16 protein-coding genes are annotated in these 20,149 nt (G+C 59.9%); all 16 read right to left on the reverse strand.

The genetic code is table 11. The annotated features are described in order from the left end of the window. Positions 1-31 precede the first annotated feature (31 nt). The 16 genes from RBT76_00155 to mraZ all read right to left on the reverse strand — a co-directional run bounded on the left by RBT76_00155 (position 32) and on the right by mraZ (position 20,108). Complete coding sequence (locus RBT76_00155; GenBank protein MDX9856182.1) at positions 32-2,212, reverse strand: T9SS type A sorting domain-containing protein; 2,181 nt, start codon at positions 2,210-2,212, stop codon at positions 32-34. 519 nt (positions 2,213-2,731) lie between these two features. Beyond that, on the reverse strand, positions 2,732-3,508 hold the full coding sequence (locus tag RBT76_00160; protein ID MDX9856183.1) for a flagellin: 777 nt from the start codon (positions 3,506-3,508) through the stop codon (positions 2,732-2,734). Positions 3,509-3,839: 331 nt separating this feature from the next. Further along, entirely contained in the window at positions 3,840-5,144 is a 1,305-nt protein-coding gene (gene ftsZ, locus RBT76_00165) for a cell division protein FtsZ (GenBank protein MDX9856184.1), read from the reverse strand. A gap of 31 nt (positions 5,145-5,175) precedes the next feature. Next, the gene (gene ftsA, locus RBT76_00170) at positions 5,176-6,399 is read right to left on the reverse strand and encodes a cell division protein FtsA (protein ID MDX9856185.1); all 1,224 of its coding nucleotides are present in this window, start codon (positions 6,397-6,399) and stop codon (positions 5,176-5,178) included. A 1-nt stretch (position 6,400) separates the two neighbouring features. Beyond that, the gene (locus RBT76_00175; protein MDX9856186.1) at positions 6,401-7,123 is read right to left on the reverse strand and encodes a hypothetical protein; all 723 of its coding nucleotides are present in this window, start codon (positions 7,121-7,123) and stop codon (positions 6,401-6,403) included. Further along, positions 7,120-8,553, reverse strand: a complete 1,434-nt coding sequence (murC, locus tag RBT76_00180) for a UDP-N-acetylmuramate--L-alanine ligase (protein ID MDX9856187.1) — start codon at positions 8,551-8,553, stop codon at positions 7,120-7,122. The genes RBT76_00175 and murC overlap by 4 nt, the downstream gene beginning before the upstream one ends. Further along, complete coding sequence (gene murG / locus RBT76_00185) at positions 8,543-9,694, reverse strand: undecaprenyldiphospho-muramoylpentapeptide beta-N-acetylglucosaminyltransferase (GenBank protein MDX9856188.1); 1,152 nt, start codon at positions 9,692-9,694, stop codon at positions 8,543-8,545. The genes murC and murG overlap by 11 nt, the downstream gene beginning before the upstream one ends. Continuing rightward, positions 9,691-10,788, reverse strand: coding sequence for a putative lipid II flippase FtsW (gene ftsW / locus RBT76_00190; protein MDX9856189.1), 1,098 nt, complete (start codon positions 10,786-10,788; stop codon positions 9,691-9,693). Before ftsW ends, murG begins: the two co-directional genes overlap by 4 nt. Next, on the reverse strand, positions 10,769-12,160 hold the full coding sequence (gene murD / locus RBT76_00195; protein ID MDX9856190.1) for a UDP-N-acetylmuramoyl-L-alanine--D-glutamate ligase: 1,392 nt from the start codon (positions 12,158-12,160) through the stop codon (positions 10,769-10,771). The genes ftsW and murD overlap by 20 nt, the downstream gene beginning before the upstream one ends. Continuing rightward, the gene (gene mraY, locus RBT76_00200) at positions 12,157-13,245 is read right to left on the reverse strand and encodes a phospho-N-acetylmuramoyl-pentapeptide-transferase (protein ID MDX9856191.1); all 1,089 of its coding nucleotides are present in this window, start codon (positions 13,243-13,245) and stop codon (positions 12,157-12,159) included. The genes murD and mraY overlap by 4 nt, the downstream gene beginning before the upstream one ends. After that, positions 13,245-14,630, reverse strand: a complete 1,386-nt coding sequence (gene murF / locus RBT76_00205; GenBank protein MDX9856192.1) for a UDP-N-acetylmuramoyl-tripeptide--D-alanyl-D-alanine ligase — start codon at positions 14,628-14,630, stop codon at positions 13,245-13,247. The genes mraY and murF overlap by 1 nt, the downstream gene beginning before the upstream one ends. A 5-nt stretch (positions 14,631-14,635) precedes the next feature. After that, positions 14,636-16,159 (reverse strand): UDP-N-acetylmuramoyl-L-alanyl-D-glutamate--2,6-diaminopimelate ligase, encoded by a 1,524-nt coding sequence (locus tag RBT76_00210; protein ID MDX9856193.1) that lies wholly within the window; start codon positions 16,157-16,159, stop codon positions 14,636-14,638. Next, positions 16,099-18,210, reverse strand: a complete 2,112-nt coding sequence (locus tag RBT76_00215) for a penicillin-binding transpeptidase domain-containing protein (GenBank protein MDX9856194.1) — start codon at positions 18,208-18,210, stop codon at positions 16,099-16,101. Before RBT76_00215 ends, RBT76_00210 begins: the two co-directional genes overlap by 61 nt. After that, a complete protein-coding gene (locus RBT76_00220; GenBank protein ID MDX9856195.1) occupies positions 18,207-18,707 on the reverse strand; it encodes a hypothetical protein in 501 nt (166 codons plus the stop codon). The genes RBT76_00215 and RBT76_00220 overlap by 4 nt, the downstream gene beginning before the upstream one ends. Before the next feature lie 2 nt (positions 18,708-18,709). Further along, positions 18,710-19,651: a 16S rRNA (cytosine(1402)-N(4))-methyltransferase RsmH gene (rsmH, locus tag RBT76_00225; protein MDX9856196.1), complete on the reverse strand. Its 942-nt coding sequence runs from the start codon at positions 19,649-19,651 to the stop codon at positions 18,710-18,712. Continuing rightward, a complete protein-coding gene (gene mraZ / locus RBT76_00230) occupies positions 19,632-20,108 on the reverse strand; it encodes a division/cell wall cluster transcriptional repressor MraZ (protein MDX9856197.1) in 477 nt (158 codons plus the stop codon). Before mraZ ends, rsmH begins: the two co-directional genes overlap by 20 nt. Between the last annotated feature and the right edge of the window lie 41 nt (positions 20,109-20,149).

A 20,149-nucleotide genomic window follows, 5' to 3' on the forward strand; every position in this document is an offset into this window, starting at 1 on the left:
GCCGCCCGCTTGACTCAAGAGTGATATCGAGTTACTTCAAAAGCATCATCTTGCGCGTATCTGTAAACTCCCCAGCCTGGATGCGGTAGAGATACACACCGCTTGCGGAGTTGGATGCATCCCACCTGACCGAGTGAGTGCCAGCTTCCACGCGACCATCGACAAGGATCGCGACACTCTGCCCGAGCACGTTGAAGACCTCCAGCCGGACATCCGATGCATTCGGCAGGCTGAAGCTGATCTCGGTGCTCGGGTTGAACGGGTTCGGGTAGTTCTGGGCGAGGGCAAAGCTGGTCGGGAGTGAACTCTCGATGGTGGCCGTTCCGATCTGGACGGAGAACACATGCCCTGAGTGGTCGGCCACCAAAGCTGACTCAATCTCGTACTCGCCTGGTATGCGAATCAGCGTCGCGCTACCGGCCGGGAGCACGTCGCCGCCGTCCAAATCGAGCATTCCGACCCGATATCCACTCTCGTCTCGTCCCGCGATCAGATTCCAACCGCAATCAACGAGTGCCTCGGGCTGACCCGCATCGGAACCAACAACCTTCAACTGGATCCCGCGAAGGTCGATTTCGGAGCTCAATGTCACTACGGTCCAGCCTTCGCGGTAACTGGCGTTTGCGCTAACCTGCGAGGACACCTTACGGGCCAAAGGCTCGCCCGTAGACACACAGCCGCACTGCGGTTCCGGTCCGTTGACGAACAGATAGTTCACAAGGTAAATCAGATCGCCCAAGTCCACCAGACAGTCGCCATTGACATCGGCGGCGTCGATAACACACGGTCTGGCTCCGCCAAGATAGAGGAAGTTGGTAGTACCGATAAGGTCGTTGAGATCGAGAGAGGGGTCGCCGAATGCGTCTCCGGGCAGATAGCCGAGAATCTCGGTGGAGTCCGCCGAACCATCAAAATACGGGTAGATTCTGATCGTTCCGGTAGTATCGAAGAGTCGCGTCGACCGGGAAGGATCATCGGACAAAGCAGTGTCCCAATGGATAGACTTGCTCTCTTCACACAATCGACTGGTCGTGAACTCGACGTAGAACAAAGTTGTCGTGTCTGCCGGAATCCATTCCCCAAATGTGTTCACAAGATTGACGAGCAAGTATGCCGAATCGGTATTGATGATCTCTGTGACAAAGTCCCAATCCTCCGTCAACAGACCCTCCCGAGAGATATCGGCGACCTCAACACCATCGGGAATCTTGAGCGTGACGGTCGCACCACCAGCAGGTTTAGAGAGACTTGCGACTACAGGCTGATCAGTATCACACGGACCATAAGTCGTTGTCGGTAGTTGAACTATCGAAAACTCACCGTCAGTCGTGTAGAGCAATCTTCCATCTCTCCAATCCCACAATTCTTCGTTTTCCGAGGGTGTGTTCGTGATGTTCAGCGGCTCTCCTGTTCCGTCAGCGTTGATGACATAGATATCATGTTGAGACCCGTTCCAGTATGTATAACCGATCTGGGTGCCGTCGTCCGACCATTGCGGGAAGTGAATCAGAGAAATGTCCGGAGACACGTCTGGCTCGAACGTCAATTGAGTAGTGTCGGATCCGTCGATGTTCATAGTGAAGATATTCTGACTGGTATTGGAGCCGAATCCCCGGACATACACAATTTTGGACTCGTCGCGTGAGATGTCGGGCGCCCTGTCCGGAAGTGAGTTTGAAGTCAGTTGAGTCAGGTTCGCCAGATTGGCAAGTGGTGCTATGTAGATTTCCTCAGTACTTGCGGGACCGCCTTTATTAATCGCGATGTAGTTGGGCGACAAATCAAAGACTGCAAGTTCCCATCCCGGATGGTTGAACAGGCTGTCCTCGCTAAGTACTTCGCACAATTCCCTCTCGATGCGTCTAATCTCGAAGTAACTTCCACTCGCGTTTGTATGCCGATACCAGATTTCACCTGTGCTATCATATCGGCCTGCCCATTGACCCCATGAACCTCCGTAATTGGTCAATTGGCAGGCGTACTGGGTGCCCCGATCAAACTCATAGACTTCCGCCACACCCGTATTCTTCGAATTGTAAACGAATCTCGTCATGTCGGGTGTCCAGTCAAGCCCTTCAATGTTGTCCTGGGGAACCACCGCCATGAGTTGTCTGCGTCCGCCGTCCGGATCCATAGTGGCAATGGACGTTTCCGAGCGGGCCGTGAGCCCTCCCAAGCTTAGCAGTATTGCGATGTTTAGAAGCAGTTTCATCGTACTTGATCCTCCGATACTGGTCGATGTACCCTTGTGGTGAAGTGGATCCGGATTGACCGGCCCACCAGTGAAGTGAGACACACACTCTTCGGCATGTTCAAACCGCATGCCAAATCTTGACGGCGAACACTCCGACCGTAAGTAGCTATGATTGAACCCTTTACGATGTCGTGCCGGACGTTGAGTCGGGATCACAGTGTCACGATGACTTGAATCAGACAGCGAGCGCCATGTCTGAATGACACCAGCGTTTGAACTCTCTGAGAGAGGGCCTGAACTCAAACCGCCCAGTTTGAGCTCGAACGGATGTCCGATTGAATCTCAATGCAGTGCGCACGGGCCATGGCCGGGAATCGTCCACGCCCGCATTGCCGTTTTGCAACACGGCATCGTGCCGATGCGGAGGCGCTAGGTGGAACAGAAACGCCCGGCGGTGTGTGATACGCCGCCGGGCGTTTTCGCGATTACAGATGTTTGTCCGTCAACTGCGCCTTGACTGCACATGACCGCCGCGTCTCACCGGTTTCGCGGGATCACCAGCCCCAGCAGGGTCTCCGACATCACCCGGGAGTGAGCCAGCAGCGCCATTGACGCTTTTTCACGGATCATGGCCCCGACGTACTCCGATATGAAGTCGCCGTAGTCGGTATCGCGAATCTGCGATTCCGCCGAGATCAGGTTTTGTCTGGAGATCTGCAGGGAGGCGCGGGTTGATTCCAGTTCGTTCTTCTGGCGGGCGCCCAGTTCAACGAGGGCCGAGTCCACTTCGCGAATGGCGGTGTCGATCGTTTCGACCGACAACGCCGATGATTCCTCCGTTGACAGGTCGATGCCGGTCAGCTCGGAGAGGGTGGCCAGCGAGCCGGCCGAGCCATCGAGTGTTTTCGCGCCGTTGTATTCGGCGGCAGCGATCGTGTCGTTGTAGGTGGCAACGAGGCTATCGGCTGCGGACTGGAATGCGGCCTGTGCCGTGTCGCTGTTGACCGACTCGTTTGACGCGCCCACCGCGTATGACCGGAGCTCGGTCAGGTGTTCCCGGAGCTGCAGAACGGTCGACGAGACGGTTTCGTACTTGCTGATGGTCTGGGTGACATTTTCGATTTCCTGATTGAGCGAGGCGATCTGGCTTCGCAGCTGCTCGGAAATCACCAACCCGGCGGGATCATCGGACGCCCGATTAATACGCATGCCGGATGACAGCTTCTCCATGGCGCTGTACAGGGCGCGATAATTGCGATCGATATTGCTCAAAGAACTGAGCATAGAGCTTTTCGGATATAACGTAATAGTCATCGGTTACCTCCCGGCGCTGGACGGCCGTGCTCACGGACAGTGGCACGTATTAATGTACAATTCCCGTGCCGGAGAGGCAGGATATGTAAGTTCAAGGCCGGGAGATCATTACGATATCTGCGGAATGGGCGAACAGCCATTGCTATGGGAAGCAGTCCTTACTCTATGGGAGGGACGGCCGGGTGAGTTCAGATGGACAAAAAAATGCCGCCGGCAGGGTAGTTTAACCGGCGGCACTGGAGTGGAGGAACCAAACTAAGAGCAGCTAGCTCTTATTTTATCGATCAATCCGTGATCGATATCTTTATGTGACGTTCGTGTACAGTTGCTTCTATCGGTTGTCGTCGAGCCGGCGGATGTACGCCGGGATCTCGAGGTCCTCCTGTGAGAAAATGGGGACGCGCGGCCCGTGGTGAGTCCCGTTGCCGTTACCGTTTCCGCCTGAGCGGACGGGATGCGGTTCGGTCGGCATCAGGTTGGCGGCCTCGGGCATCATCGGCTGCGCCGACTTGAACGCCTCGCGGACTTCGATCGGTTCGGGTCTCGGCTCGGCGCGGTGGATCGGATGCGCGGTCATCGATTCTTCCGGGAACAACGACATGACTTTGCCCGGCCGGGCGCTTTCCTTTTTCGGTTCGGGTTCGGCTTTGGGCATCGGGCGCGACTCGCCGATACCGGTCGCGATCACGGTGACCCGCATCTGGTTGGTCATGGACGGATCAATCACGGCGCCGAAGATGATGTTGGCGTCGGGACCGGCTTCGTCGTAGATGAGCGAGGTGGCGGTGTTGACGTCGAACAAGGTCATATCTTCGCCGCCGGTGACATTGATGAGGACGCCTTTCGCCCCGGAGATCGAGGTATTTTCGAGCAGTGGCGAGGAGATAGCCTGTTGGGCGGCTACGGTGGCTTTGTCCTCTCCCTCACCGGCGCCGGTTCCCATGAGGGCGTCACCCATTTCTCTCATGATCGTGCGCACGTCGGCGAAGTCGCAGTTGATCAGGCCGGGGACGGTGATCAAATCGGAGATACCTTTCGTGGCCTGATGGAGCACCTCGTCGGCAATAGCGAACGCCTCGGTGAAGGTCGTTCGTTTGTCGACGATTTCGAGAAGGCGCTCGTTGGGGATGGTGATGAGGGTATCGACTTTGGATTTGAGTTCGGCGAGTCCGCGTTCGGCCTGTTCGATTCGTCTGCGTCCTTCGAAGCGGAAGGGTCGGGTTACGATCGCGACCGTGAGCGCGCCCGCCGCTTTAGATACTTCCGCGACAGCGGGCGCCGCCCCCGTCCCGGTACCCCCGCCCATGCCGGCCGTAATGAAAACCAGATTGGGACGTCCCAGCGCCTCTTCCACGGCCGTCCGGCTTTCCTCGACTGCCCGTCGGCCGATGTCGGGGTTGGCTCCGGCGCCGAGACCGCCGGTGAGTTCAGTTCCGATTTGAACACGTTTCTCCGCCTTGTTTTGGTCCAGTACCTGGGCATCAGTGTTAATGGCAACAAAGTCCACGCCTTTGAGTTCCGAAGCGATCATGCGGTTGATAGCGTTGCCCCCGGCGCCCCCGACTCCGACAACCTTGATCTTGGCGTAGCCGACGAAGTCTTCGGCAAAGGTGAAGGTGTGCTTGTGATCCGTCATTGTGTGTTCCTCCATGAACCATCCATATGACTTAGAATTGCTTGGATATCCAGTTTTCGAGGCGGCGCAGCCATCCGCCGACCGCCGACCTCCTGCTTTCGGCGACAGGCTCGTGCGTGGCGCCATAGAGCGCCAGTCCCAGCGCGGCCGCGTATCTATTTGAGTTCAGGTCGTCCGGAACATGAGCCAGGCCCCCGATAGTGCCGAGCCGCACCGGCATATCGAACATCTGTTCCGCCAACTCGAGGGTGTGCGGAAGCAAGGCGCCGCCGCCGGTCAGGACCAGCCCGCCGGTCAATTGATCGGTGCGCACCGCCTTTTTGAGTTCGCGCGCCACCAGCGAGAGAATCTCCTCCATGCGCGGTTCGATAATCGAGGCGAGCACGTTGCAGGAGATTTCCCGGGACGGTCGTCCGGCCATTCCCTCCACGAAGATCATCTCCTCCGGGTCGACTTTCGATGCGAGTGCGGAGCCGTGACTGATTTTCAGCGCTTCGGCCTGCTCCACCGACGTCCGCAGCCCGATAGCGATATCGTTGGTCACGTTACGCGAGCCGAGGGAAACCACCGCCGTGTGACGGATGGCGCCGTCGTGAAACACCGAGAGATTGGTGATATCACCGCCGATATCGATGATTGCGGTGCCGTGATCGGAATCGCGCTCGTCGAGCAGAATCTGAAAAAGGGCCAGCGACTCAAGGACCATGTGATCGATCGTGAGATCGCAGCGTTCGAGAGCGCGGTAGATGTTTTTTGCCGACGTCACCGACGCCGTGACGATATGAGCTTCGACTTCGAGCCGCACGCCCGACATGCCGACCGGGTCTTTGATGCCGACCTCATCGTCGACGGAATACACCTGGGGGATCACGTGGATGATCTCACGGTCGACCGGTATTGCTACCGTGCGAGCAGCGTCGATCGCCCGCGCGACATCAGAAGCGAGAATCTCGTTGTCGGCGCGACCGACAGCGACCACGCCGTGGCTGTTGATGGACCGGATGTGCTCGCCCGCGATGCCCACGGTCACCGAGTCAATGGTGGTGCCGGTCACCATTTCGGCGTCCTGGACGGCCTGCCGAATGGACTTGACGGTTTTGTCCATATCGACGACCACGCCCCTGCGCAGACCCTCGGCAGGCGCCTGTCCGGCGCCGAGCACATAGACGCCGCCGGATCGATCAGCCGAGACGACAACGGCTTCAATCTTGGTGGTGCCGATATCGAGGGCGGCGACAATGGTCTCATCAGACATGCTAGCGTCCCTTCACACTGCAGACGATCTGGTTTTCGAAGCGAAGATCGATGACACGGGTGGAGTCCAGATCGGGCGTGAAATTATGAACGAACCGCACGAACCGTTCGAGTTGATCGTAGACGTCGGCGGCATTCACCCAGAGCCGGCTGTCCAGGCCGGCCAGTGAAACGACGAGGAAGTCCGGCTGTGCGAAATCGACCTCGGTGATTACCCGGTACAGATCGGCGTGCTCGTCGCGAAGGCGCTGCAGATCGTCGAGCACGATCGGCACTCGAACATCGCGGCACGGCTCAAACATATCCTCGACCCGGGCATTGACCAGCACGGGGCGCTCCCAGTCGTCCCAGTGGTCGGGAATGGCCACAACGCGCGCCTGCCGATCCAGGCCATACAGCTTGCCGGTTTTCTCGGACAACACGAAGCTGGCCGGCGTGAAAGAATTGGTAATGATTTCCAACCCGTTCGGGATGGCGAACCGGATATCAACCCGACGGACATCCTTGTCGCGCAGGAGGGCACGCGCAATCGAGTCAAGGGGTTGCCGCACCACGCTGCGCTCGGAGTGAAGGCCGAACCGGCGGTCGAAGTTGTCGACGGTCCGGCCGTCAAGCGTGACAGCCTGCAGGTCGCATATGCCGGTGTAGTGCACGGCACCGACCAGCATCGCCAGCGCGAGAGTGACGGCGCCAAGGACGTATTTTACGCGAGGCGAAAAAGTCATGACTGCGATGTAATCCTTTCCAGCACCGGTTTGCGAATGTGAGTGATGGAACCCGCGCCGATTATGACGATCGTATCACCCGGTCTCGCCATGCCGACGACCTCGTCTATCGCGTTCTCCTTTTTGCCGACATACGTGAAGTTGCGGTGTCCCTGCCGCAGGGCTTCTTCACGAATCGAATCCGAGGTCACGCCCGGCATCGGCAATTCCCGCGCCGGGTAAATGTCCGTGAGAATGCAGTGGTCGGCGCGGCTGAGCACATCGGCGAACTCACGCAGGAAGTGTTTCGTTCGGCTGAAGAGGTGCGGCTGGAAGACTGCGATGATCCGGCCGCTGAAGTTGGTTCGCGCGGTATCGAGGGTAGCCGCGATTTCGGTCGGATGGTGCGCGTAATCATCGATCACGGTGACACCGTGCGCCGTGCCGATCAGTTCGAAGCGGCGGCCGACACCATTAAACTGGCGAAGCGCATCGGCGATGTTCTCGAAGGAGACATCGAGTTCGCGTGCGGCAGCAGTGGCGGCAAGGGCGTTGGCGACATTGTGCCGGCCCGGAACGCGGAGAATGATTTCTCCAAGCAGGTCGCCTCGGCAGTAGACCGAGAAGGTCGTTCGTCCGGGTTCCTGTTTGATCTCGACGGCGCGGTAGTCGGCATCGGTGGCAAAGCCGAACGTGGCAAACGGGCGGGTGATTCTGCCGCGCAGCGAGGAGAGGTTCGGGTCATCGGCCGAGATAATCGCCGAGCCGTAAAACGGCACGCGGTTGATATAGGAAAGGAACGCGCCGCGCAGATCGTCCATGTCCGAGTAACAGTCAAGGTGATCGGCCTCAATGTTCAGCACGACCGCCATACTGGGAAACATCGCGAAAATCGACCGGTCGTACTCGTCGACTTCGGCCACGAGGTAGTCTCCCTCGCCGAGCGAGGCCCCGGTGCCGAGTTCCGCCACGACGCCGCCGACGATGAGTGTCGGGTGCAGTGAAGCCTGGCGGAGAATCTTGCCGATCATCGACGTGGTCGTGGTCTTGCCGTGGGTCCCGGCCACCCCGACCGAGAATTTCAGGCGCATGAGTTCCCCGAGCATCTCGGCGCGTTTGATGACCGGGATACCGAGCCGACGGGCCTCGACCACCTCGGGATTGTTTTCACCGACCGCCGAGGAAATCACGACGACGTCGATATCGGAGATGTTGGCGGCGCGATGTTCCGCGGCAACCTTGATACCGATCGACTGCAGGTAATCGGTGACCTCACTCGGCGTGGTATCCGAGCCGGAAATCTCGTACCCGAGATTCTTCAGGATCTCGGCGATACCGGACATGCCGGCGCCGCCGATACCGACGAAGAAGAGCCGTTTGAATCGTCCGAACATCATAGTGTCACGCACAAACCGTTTGGCTTTAGGGGTAATCGACGCATCACGTCTCACCGTCGCCTCCTGTTGTCGGCGCCTGTTGAATCATCTCGATAATCCGTTTTGCGATAATATCCACCGCCGGTTCCGGCCGGACCGTTGATGCCAGCGCCCGGCGCATTCGCTCGGCCGACCCGTCCGCAAGCAGTGTCACGGCACGGTCCAGCGGGTTGACGAGATCAAGATCTTTCTGGGCGATAACGATCGCGCCTCCGCGCGCAGCGTATTCCTCGGCGTTCTTGCGCTGGTGATCCCCGGCCGCGTGCGGGTACGGTATCAGAATCGACGGCAGCCCGCACGCTTCCAGCTCGGCGATGGTCAGAGCGCCCGCGCGTGCGACGGCGATATCGGCCGCCGCGTACACGAGTTCCATGCGGTCGCTGAACGGAAACACGGCAAGCTTGCCGGAGTAATCCGCGAGCCTGCTTTTCACTTCGTCGTAATCGCCGCGGCCGGTCTGCCAGAGCACCTGGTATGCGTCAGTCAGCGGCGCGTGTTCGACGTATGACAGGATTGCCTGGTTGACGGGCCGCGAGCCCTGCGAGCCGCCGATTATCAGTATGGTCTTCCTGGTCGGGTCGAGTGCGAAGTGACGGAGCGCGTCGATGCGGTCGCCCCTGTTGATGGTGGTTCGCACGGGGTTGCCACTTACGGTCACGCGGCCGCGCGCTTTTATGAGGGAGCCGGCCCCGCCGAAGCCGAGGAAGACGTGGGTGGCGTGCGGGGCCAGCTTTCTCGTGGTGATCCCGGGGAACGAATTCTGTTCCTGAATAACGGTCGGGATACTGCGCAAGGCTGCAACTCGAACGACGGGCAGGGCGACATATCCGCCCGTCCCGATGACGACATCCGGTTGCAATCGGCTGATGAGGCGCCAGGCCGTGATTATCGCGCCGATCAACACGAACGGCACCAGCAGATTTTTCAGGGTGAGCGAGCGAACAAGACCACGGATATTGACGATGTGCAACGGATACCCGAGTGATTCGCGAATTCGGTACTCGATCCCTCGGCGTGTTCCCGCGAAGTGAATGTCCACGGGGTAACGGCCGCGCAGCAGTTCGCTGATACGATCGGCGATTGCGATTGCCGGGTACAGGTGTCCGCCGGTCCCGCCGCCCGCAAACAGGAGTGTGGCTTTCCGTGGCGTGGTCATTGCACCACCCTCCGAGACAGGTTCAGCAGCACGCCGACGGCGGCGCTTGACATCAACAGCGACGAACCGCCATAGGAAATGAACGGCAGGGGCAGCCCGGTCACCGGCAGAATAGCGGTCACGACACCGATGTTTATGGCGATGCTGACGAAGAGCGACCAGGACATCCCCGCGGCCAGCAGATAGCCGAACTTGTCCGGCTGTGCGGCCGCAATCTTAAATCCGCGCCAGAGAATGTATGCGAACAGCGCGAGTATGCACAAAAGACCGATCATACCCAGCTCTTCACCGATGGCCGCGAATATGAAGTCAGTGTGGGGGTACGGCAGAAAGAATAATTTTTGGCTTCCGTTACCGAGGCCGACGCCGAGCAGTCCGCCGGAGCCGAGTGTGAGCGCCGCCTGCTTGACCTGGTAGCTTCCCTGCAGCGGATCCTGAATCGACGCCATGTAATCTATGATGCGAGCCCTCTTGTAGCCGATGACGAATACCATGAACGACGCCAGGCAGATGGCAGGCAAGACGGCGACGGCAAGGTGCTTGATACGCGCACCGGCGAGGAAGAAGATGCCGACCGTGCTGATTGTCATCACGATGACCATCCCCAAATCGGGCTCCATCGCAATAAGCAGCAGTCCGAGCCCGATGATCGGCAGGTAGGGATAGAGCAAATCCTTCACCTGCGTGATATTGCGTTTCGGGTTCGACAAGCTGAAGGCGAAGTATACGATCATGAGAAACCGAAAGAGCTCCGACGGCTGCAGGCTGAATCCGAAAAGGAACAGCCATCGCTGCGAGCCGTTGCGGGCGGGCATGGTGAACACCAGCGCCAGCAGCAGCAACGTGACCAGCAGGGCCGGGGCGGAATAGACGGCGAGCCTCGGGAGATCGAGCCGGGCAATGAGGAAGATCGCGGCCGCCGACAACAGCACCCAGATGAACTGCTGTTTGAAGAAATACATTTGCGAACCAAACCGGCCGGCTGCGATGATGGAGGAGGTCGAGTAGACCATCACCAGGCCGATGAGCAGCAGCAGGCCGTATGCCGCGAGGAGGCGTTCATCAAACGGCCGTTTACCCGTGGAGCGTTTCATTTTTCTTCTTGCCGTTACGAAGTCCGGCGACCGCCGCTTTGAAGACGCGGCCGCGGTGTTCAAAATTCTCAAACATGTCAAAGCTGGCGCAGCCCGGCGACAGCAGCACGGTTTCGCCGGGAAGGGCGAGCTCAAACGCTTTCAGCACGGCCTCTTCGAGGGTGGCCGCAAACTGGGTCGGGAAGGCCTGTCCGAGGTCGTGGAAGATCTTGTCACGCGCTTCACCGATAGCGAGAATACCTTTGATTTTGCCGCGTCCGGCCTCGACGATCGGCGTGTACGGCGCGCCCTTATCCCGACCGCCCGCGATCAGGTACACCGGTGTCGTCATGGACTGCAAGGCTACCACCACCGAATCCACGTTGGTCGCTTTGCTGTCATTGATGAAGGCGATGCCGGCGACGGTTCCGGCGGGTTCGAGACGGTGTTCAACACCGGCAAACGATCTCAGGGCCTCGGCCATCGCGGCAGCCGGCACGCCCACCACGGCGGTTGCGGCGACAGCGGCCGACGCATTCTGCAGGTTGTGACGTCCGCGGATACGGATGTCATCGACATGTATCACGTCTTCGACGATACCGTCGCGGCGTACGAACAGGTGGTTGTTTTCAACGAAAGTCATCGCACCATTGGGAGCCACGATCGAGAACGACGCGATGGTGGCCGCGGTCGTCACAGTCGCAGTGTCGATCTCGGGATCGTCGTGATTGACGATAAAGAAGTCGCCGTGATGCTGATTCTCGCAGACGCGGTATTTGATCGTCCGATATGCGTCAAAGGTGCGGTGGCGGTCGAGATGGTCCGGCTGGATGTTCAGCAAAAGAGCGACGCGGGGGCGAAAGTCAGCGATCGTCTCGAGCTGGAAGGACGAAGTCTCAACGACGGCGGCGCCCCGCTCGTGAAGACGGTCGGCAACGTCGGAAAACGGCTTACCGATGTTGCCGCAGACTTCGACGGGCCACCCGGCGGCGACAAAGATTTCGCCGATAAGCGTGGTCGTCGTGGTCTTGCCGTTTGAACCGGTCACCGCCACGATCGGGGCGCGACACACCCATGAGGCGAATTCGAGTTCCGAGAAAATCGGGATGCCTCGTTCGCGGAGTTCAACGATAATGGGCACGGTGAGCGGCACCCCCGGCGAGACGATGACATAGTCCGACTCGAGCACCCGATCGGAATGCTGTCCCGACTCGAAGGCAACGCCGGCCGCGCGGAGTTCGGTGATGGGGTCGGCCAGCAGTTCGGCCCGGCCGCTGTCCGAGACGAAGGGAATACCGCCGTGCCGGACGGCGAGTTTTGCAGCCGCCAAGCCGGAGCGGGCCATGCCGATCACGCCGATGCGTCGTCCTCGTATGCGTTCTTCGATGGTCATCGTACTTTCAACGTTGCAAGGGTTAACAGGGCGCACAGGGCGCCGACTATCCAGAAGCGAATAACTACTTTCGGTTCCGCCCACCCGCTGAGTTCAAAGTGGTGATGCAGGGGCGCCATCTTGAAAATCCGTTTGCCGCCTCGGTAGCGGTATGAGAGCACCTGCAGGATCACCGACAAGGCCTCGACAACGAACACGCCGCCCACGATGAGCAGCACCAGTTCCTTCTTGATGAGGATGGCGATGGCGCCGAGCGCCGCACCCAGCGACAACGACCCGGTGTCACCCATAAAGACCTGTGCCGGATGACTGTTGAACCACAAGAAGCCGAGCGCCGCGCCGATGGCGGCGCCGCAGTACACCGTGAGTTCACCGCTGCCCGCGAAATACTCGATCTGCAGATAACTGGAGTAGTCGAGTCGACCGGAAACGTAAACAAACCCGGCAAACGCCGCGAAACACAGTCCGCACAGGCCGATCGCGAGCCCGTCAAGACCGTCCGTCAAGTTGACCGCGTTCGAGGATCCGGCGATAACGAGCATCACCCATGGGATGTACAGAATGCCGAGATTCAGCACGTAATTCTTGAAAAGGGGAATATTCGTGGTGTTGTCGTACTGCCCTTCGGGACCGAGCCAGGTGAGAACGACGCCGAAAATCAGGCCGAGCACGACCTGTCCCACGAGTTTCTTTCGCGCCACCAGTCCCTTGGGCTGTTTGGCGATGGCTTTCAGGTAGTCGTCCATAAAGCCGAGGATGCCCATCCACACGGTCACCAGCAGGACCGTGAGCACATAGAAGTTGGTCAGTGGCGCCCACAGCAGCGTCGGGATCACTATTCCGGCGAGGATAATGAGCCCGCCCATGGTCGGAGTACCTTCTTTCGCTTTGTGCGACTGCGGCCCCTCGGCGCGAATTTTCTCTTTCACCTGGTACTTTCGGAGCAGGTTTACGAAGAATGGTCCGAGTATCAGGCAGATGATGATGGCCGTGAGGGTCGCGCCCGCTGTGCGAAACGTGATATACCGGAACAGATTCAGGCCGGGGATTTGATCGGCAAGCGGGGCCAGCAAATGATACAACATCAGTTCTTCCCTCCCCCGGAGCGCCACCGTTCAATGACGACTTCGAGTCCGACTCCGCGAGAGCCCTTGATGTAGACGAGATCGCCGTGGGTGAGTTGCGCAGCGAGCGCTTCAGCACAGGCGGCGGCGTTATCGAAGTGAGCCAGCCGCGACCGGTCGGCGCCTCCCTCCAGGGCGCCATCAAGCATCGACTGGGACAACGGCCCCACCAGAAAAGCGCGATCGATGTCAAGCGTGGCGAGGAGAGACCCGATGTGCCGGTGGAAGTCGCGGCTGTGCTCACCGAGTTCAAGCATATCACCCAACACCACCAGCAGCCGTCCCTCGTGCGGCAGGTCCGCCAGCGAGCGAAGGCCGCCGGTCATCGAGTCCGGATTCGCGTTGTAGCAGTCTGCAATGATTGTCACTCCGTGCAGGCTCATCCGTTCACCTCTCATGGGAGCGGTCGTCAGCTCGATGGTGGTCGTATCAATATTCTCGAACGAATAGCCCAATTCGCGAACGATCGCGTACGAGGCAAGAAGATTCATAACCTGGTACTGCCCGAACAGCGTCAAGACGAACTCGTGATCGTCGATAACCACGCGCGTCAGACCGTCATCGCCGGTGGCGACGGACGACGGCCGAAAGTCGGCACCAGCGGCCATACCAAACGTCACCAGTCGCCTGTCCGCGCGCCGTGCCGCACTCATGAGTACCTCGTTGTCGGCGTTGACGATCAGCGGGGCGTCGGGAGCTGACGCGCCGGCGAGCGATAGTTTCTCCGCCGCCACCATTTCGACCGTACCCAGAAACTCCAGGTGCGACGGTCCGACATTGGTGATGGCGATCATGTCCGGCTCGAGAATCGGGGCGAGCCGAGACATCTCACCGGGGACCGAGATACCAAGTTCAAAAACGCCCACCCTGGTCCCCGCCGGCATCTCCAGGATCGTCAACGGGAGACCGAACAGGTTGTTGAGATTGCCGGGCGTGCGATATACGGACGGTTCGACTGCGAGCAGCAGGCGGTACGTCATCTCCTTGGTGGTTGTTTTGCCGTTTGAGCCGGTGATCGCGACCCGTCGACATTGGAGCGAACGGCGATACCGTGTCGCCAGTTCGATCAGCGCGGTGTGCGGGTCCTCGACGGTCACGACGGGCGTGCGGGCGGGCAGCGTCCGCAGCGCCGGATGATCCTGCTCGCCGAGTACTCCGGCCGCCCCGCGTTCCAGCGCTCCCGCGATGTACGCATGGCCGTCGTGCACCTCGCCGCGCAGCGCGACGAACAGCCGACCGTTCGTGATCGTCCGGCTGTCGATAGAGACACCGGAGAACGTACGCTCGGCGAACTCAGCGCTGTTGAGACGACCGCGAAGGTCCAGAGCAAGTGTGTCAAAGCGCAAGGTGATCACGACTCCTCGGATTCGGATCCGGTGAATCCCATCGATGCCAGCGCATCGAGCGCAACCAGGCGATCTTCGAAGGGATGTCGGACGCCGGCAACTTCCTGATAGGTCTCGGCCCCTTTTCCGGCCAGCAGGACAGCATCGCCGGACCGGGCCATTTTCAGTATCGTACAAATCGCTTCTCTTCTGTCTTCTACAACGGCGGAACGGTCGTCGTCGAGAGCGGGCCGGATCGCATCGATAATCGCGGACGGCCGCTCCGATCGTGGATTATCCGAGGTAACGACGGCGAAATCCGCGAAGTCCATGGCCGCCTTTCCCATCAGGGGACGCTTGCCCGTATCGCGGTCGCCGCCGCACCCGAAAAGCAGCAGCAGACGGCCGTCGCACAACTCACGGGCCGACTTGCAGAGCCGTTCAATGGCGTCCGGTGTATGAGCATAGTCGATATACACCGCGAAGGGCTGCCCGGCGGAGACGTGATTAAACCGTCCGGGGATGGGCCGCACCGCCTCGAGGCCGCGGACCACGCTGTCGAGATCAGCGCCGCTGGCAAGCCCACCGGCGGCCGCCGCGACGGCGTTCGTCAGATTGAATCGACCCGGCAAATGCAGTTCTATGGTGCGAGTTCCAAGCGGCGTTTTCAGATCGAAGGTCGTGCCATCGGCCCTGAGCTCGTACGCCTCACATCGGACGTCGGCAGACGTGTCCTCAACGGCGTAGCTTATGTGGGCCGACTTGATTTCCGGCAGCAGACGGCGAAACTCCGGGACGTCGAGATTGATCACCACATAGCTCATCGGTCCCTCGAGCTTGTGCAGCAGCAGCGCTTTCGCCTCGAGGTACGCGTCCATGGTCTTGTGGAAGTCCAAATGATCGCGGGTGAAATTGGTGTAGACGGCGACCCGGAAATTGATCTCATCGACCCGGTGCAGGACCAGCGCATGCGACGAAACCTCGATCACCGCATTGACGCACCAGTTGCGCTTCATCAGGAAGAGCAAGCGCTGCACGTCGAGCGACTCGGGCGTCGTACGCTCCGCTTTGAACTTGTCCTTGCCGGTGTCGTAGACCAGCGAGGTAATCAGCCCCGTGCGCTTGGCGCGCGCTTCGAGAATGGACTTGATCATGAAACAAGTCGTCGTTTTGCCGTTGGTTCCGGTGACACCACAGGATTTTATCTTGTGCCCGGGGTATTCGTAAAATGCCGCCGCACACTTCGCCATGGCCGCGCGAATATCGGGAACGCGCACGTGGATGCCGATCTCGTCGCACCCTTCGCGTTCCCCCATCACCGCAACGGCGCCATTTTCTTTTGCCTGTCTCACAAAATCATACCCGTCGACCCGATACCCCTTGACGGCGAAAAACAGACTGTTCGGCTTCACCAGCCGTGAGTCGTATTCGATATTCTCAATTTCAATCGAGCCGTCGCCCGTCAGGACGGCGCCCTCGACCGCCTCTATCAGTTGCTCGAGCGTGATGGCGCACTCTCCCCGTACCCCGGCTTGCAGGTCAGCCAGCATATCTCCGCACGATTCAAAGTTTCACCCGGCGCGGGCGTCTGCTTGACGACGCGTCCGGACCCGGTCACACGGAACGTCTGTCCGATCTTATGCAGATACGCCGAAACGGTGCGGACGCTCAATCCGGTCAGGTCAGGCACGCGTTCATCGGTCGGACCGGTTGACACAACCTCCACGAGTACCTCGTCGCCCGGGAAGAGCAAGCGGTCGGCGGGCGGGAACTGCCAGGTGACCACACCTTCGTCAGCCGTGGCCCGCACGACGAGCCCTCTCTTTTCCGCCATTTGTTTTACCAGCACCATGTCTCTGCCCAAAAAGTCGGGGACTTCGACCGTGCGGTCGTCTCGCCGATCGGCTTCCACGAGCACATGCTCAGGGGCAAGAAACAGGTCCGGGTTGACGACTGCGTACCGTTCTGCGATGCGACGGAAGGTCGGTCCCGACGTGTGTCCGCCATAGGTGACGGGACGGGGACGGAACAGCACGACTATACCGGCGATGAGCGGGCGGTCGGCCGGAAAGTACCCGCCGAAACTCGCGACGAACTTGTTCTTTTCCATGCGGCCCGTCTCCACGTTGACCATTTCGCCGGTGCCGGTTTTGCCGGCGATCGCAATCACGGGTGAATTGACCGGCTTGGCGGTGCCGTTTTCAACGACGCCACGGAGGAACGCGTGAAGGGAATCGGCGGACTCCCGGCGCATGGCTCGTCCTATCAGTTCCGGGGTATTGCGGCTGATCAGCACGCCATCCTCGTCGACATAGCCGAGCACGGTGCGCGGTCGGTAGAGGCTGCCGCCGTTGGCGACAGCGGCAAACGCGGTCGCCATCTGCAATGTCGTAACGGCAACTGAGTGTCCCATGGCGAGCGCGGAGATGGTATACTCGGACCAGCGGTTGGGTGGCACGAGCCGGCCCGCCTCTTCACCCGGCAGACCGCAGCGGAGCTTCTGACCGAAGCCGAAGCGATGGGCGGTCGCCATCAACTCCTCACCGCCAAGCTTGCAGGCTTGTTTGCCTATGCCGATGTTGCTGGATTGTTCGATTATCTGGCGGAAGGTCAGCCAGCCGAGTTCCTTGTCGTCGTGAAGAGTCCGTCGGCCGAGTTTCCACTTGCCCATCTCGCAGTAGGTCGTATCCGAGAAATCGACCATTTCGGCGTCGAGCATACCGGCCGCCACAAACGCCTTGAATGACGATCCCGGCTCGAACCAGTCGGTCACCGCGCGCGCTTTTGTCGGGCGATCCGGATACGTTTCTTCGGGATCAACATGCGCCATAGCGAGTACATCACCGGTGTTGCAGTCGAGAAAGACGGCGGTTCCCCGCTGTGCGTTGTACCTGGTGACTGCGTTTTGCAGTTCGTCTTCGACTATGTCCTGCAGCCGCCAATCCATGGTCAGCACCAGTGACTGGCCGGGTTTGGGCTGGATCAGCGCGGCCTCGTGAACGCGATAGGTGTTACCCGTTCCGTCGCGGCGAATGTCCGCAATACCGCTGTCGCCGGCGAGCGTCTGCTCGAACGAGAGCTCGAGGCCGGATCGGCCGATGTTGTCGATATCGGTGAAACCGAGGACTTGACGCCCGACGATGCCGAAGGGATAGGACCGCCGGCTTTCCTCGCGGAGGTAGAGTCCTTCCGGGGCTTCGCCATCGATCCGGGCCGCGAGGCGGTCGTCCAGCATTCGGTCAATCCAGCTGAAGCGTCTCAGCCGCAGCGAAAATTTCTTTGCCGACGTACCCTTTTTGTAGCCATACAGTTTATCGAGATACGCGCCGACCTTGTTGATCTGCGCATTCGACGTCGGGTAGGCATAGAGAGAGGATGCGATTTCGTTCTTGGCGACGACCTGCCCGCGGCGGTCGTAGATGAGGCCTCGTGGCGCCGGGATTCCCACTGTGCCGCCGGACTGACGTTCCACAATCTGGCTGTAGCGGGAATGCTGGAAGACCTGCAGATGCGTCAGGCGCGTGGCGATTGCGGTGAAGAAGACTGCCATGAGAATGAGCAGGACGCCGAGGCGGATACGCTCGGAACGTGTGCGCTTCACTGTTGAGCCCCTTCCCCGTACAGCTCTTCCGGCTCAAGCATGAACTGCGGCAGCTCCCCGGCGGTCGCCTGCGACTCCGTAATAACCGGGAGGTAATCGGTCACGCGCTTGATCGAGGAAAAAACGCGCGTCAGCTCGTCTACGGGTTCCACTTCTTCGTCGCGGAACTGCAAAGTATACAGCCGGTCGACCGGAACCTGGATCATGCCCAGTGTGTCGACGGCGTATGTTTCGATTCGACTGGCCAGCGAGAGGGAGGCGATGTCATCATGTACTTTTGACGCGGCATCCGCGAGGAGACGGTGCTGTTCACGAAGCAGGGCGGTCTCATGCACGAGCGTCAGCACCCTTACACGCTGCCAGATGTGGCTGCAGGCAAGCACCAGAAACGCAGCCACGACCATCGCGATCGGGAAGTACCGATGCGAGCGGATACGGACGGCAGGGAGCCTGCGAAGATCGAGCGTTTCCGAAAACTTCCGTACCGATCTGGCCATCATCACACCTTTTCAGCCACGCGCAGCTTGGCGGAGCGTGCCCGGGGGTTGCGAGTAATTTCGTCCGGCGACGGGGTCACCGGCTTGCGAGTGACCAGGCGGAGACGGGCAGGCGGATATTCGGGCACGATCTGGCCGGGCCCGTAAATCTCCGCAGGACGCGCCTCAGACTGATAAAACCGCTTTACGATGCGGTCTTCGAGAGAATGGTAGGAGATGACGGCGAGTCGGCCGCCGGGTACCAGCAGAGAGAAGGCGGCAGGAAGGACAGAGCGAAGTTCATCCAGCTCGTGGTTGACGGCGATTCTGAACGCCTGGAAGACTCGCGCCAGCGACTTGATGCGGTGTGGTCCCGTCACGACACGGCCGACAATCGCGGTTAGTTGTGTCGAAGTGCGAATCATGTCCTTCTGTCGTTCCCTGACAATTGCTCTGGCCAGCCTGGCCGCCTGTCTCTCTTCGCCGAAATCACGGATGATTTCGGTCAGCTGCTTTTCGTCGGCGCTGTTTATCAGATCCGAGGCGCTCGGCCCGGAGCGGCGATCCATCCGCATATCGAGCGGGCCGTCCTGTCCGAATGCGAATCCGCGAGCGGCATCATCGATCTGGTGCGAGGAAACGCCCAAATCGAGTAGAATGCCGTCGAATCGACTGTCATCGAATGCCCCTGCAACCGTCGTTATGGCGCCGAACTCGGCCCGGACTATCTGCCGGACCTGCGTGTAAACTCGTAGTAATTGGGAGGCGTGAGAGACCGCGTCGGGATCCCGATCCACGCCATAAAGCCGCGCCCCGGGACCTACAGCCGCCGCCATCGCCGCCAGATGTCCGCCGCCGCCGACCGTCAGATCAAGATACGTACCGTCCGTGTTCGTGACGACGTGCCTGACGACCTCCGCGGCCATCACGGGCACGTGATACACGTCATTCGCCGGGCTGGTCATGCTTCCCGGTGAACAACCGTCCCGCCACCTCTTCGTACGTCCCGCGATACTGCTGGAGGTAGTAGTTGTAGCGGTCGGGATTCCAGACCTCGATCCATCGATTCACCCCGAGGATCAGAAGCTCTTTTTTGAGATCCGCCTCGGCGATGAGATGCTGCGGCACCAGGACCCGCCCGTTTTTGTCCGGCACCACCGGTGACACCCCGGAGTAAAAGCGCCGACTGAAGTAACGGTAATCCTGATTAGTAAAATCCAGCGTCGCCATCTGCTCCTGAATCGCCGCCCACTCGTGCTCGGGGTAAATGGAGAGACACCCTTCGAGGCCGCGGTTCAGAATGATGGTTCCGTCGAGCAGGAGAGATTTGTCCGGACCGGTGACATGACGAAGTTTGGCCGGGAGCGCGAATCGCCCCTTGTCGTCCATGGTCGTCGTGTATTGTCCATAGAAACCGGTCAAGAGTCCCTCCACAAAATCCCACGTCTACCCAAAAATCGCAC

This window comes from Candidatus Zixiibacteriota bacterium (assembly GCA_034003725.1).
GTDB lineage: Bacteria > Zixibacteria > MSB-5A5 > GN15 > FEB-12 > WJMS01.

Bases quoted from the DNA above. Each gene is read 5' to 3' on its own strand.
- RBT76_00210 (MDX9856193.1), bottom strand. From the start codon at position 16,159: ATGCTGGCTGACCTGCAAGCCGGGGTACGGGGAGAGTGCGCCATCACG.
- rsmH (MDX9856196.1), bottom strand. From the start codon at position 19,651: ATGACCAGCCCGGCGAATGACGTGTATCACGTGCCCGTGATGGCCGCG.
- murG (MDX9856188.1), bottom strand. From the start codon at position 9,694: ATGACCACGCCACGGAAAGCCACACTCCTGTTTGCGGGCGGCGGGACC.
- murD (MDX9856190.1), bottom strand. From the start codon at position 12,160: ATGACCATCGAAGAACGCATACGAGGACGACGCATCGGCGTGATCGGC.
- ftsA (MDX9856185.1), bottom strand. From the start codon at position 6,399: ATGTCTGATGAGACCATTGTCGCCGCCCTCGATATCGGCACCACCAAG.
- ftsW (MDX9856189.1), bottom strand. From the start codon at position 10,788: ATGAAACGCTCCACGGGTAAACGGCCGTTTGATGAACGCCTCCTCGCG.
- ftsZ (MDX9856184.1), bottom strand. From the start codon at position 5,144: ATGACGGATCACAAGCACACCTTCACCTTTGCCGAAGACTTCGTCGGC.
- mraY (MDX9856191.1), bottom strand. From the start codon at position 13,245: ATGTTGTATCATTTGCTGGCCCCGCTTGCCGATCAAATCCCCGGCCTG.
- RBT76_00160 (MDX9856183.1), bottom strand. From the start codon at position 3,508: ATGACTATTACGTTATATCCGAAAAGCTCTATGCTCAGTTCTTTGAGC.
- RBT76_00155 (MDX9856182.1), bottom strand. From the start codon at position 2,212: ATGAAACTGCTTCTAAACATCGCAATACTGCTAAGCTTGGGAGGGCTC.
- RBT76_00220 (MDX9856195.1), bottom strand. From the start codon at position 18,707: ATGGCCAGATCGGTACGGAAGTTTTCGGAAACGCTCGATCTTCGCAGG.
- RBT76_00175 (MDX9856186.1), bottom strand. From the start codon at position 7,123: ATGACTTTTTCGCCTCGCGTAAAATACGTCCTTGGCGCCGTCACTCTC.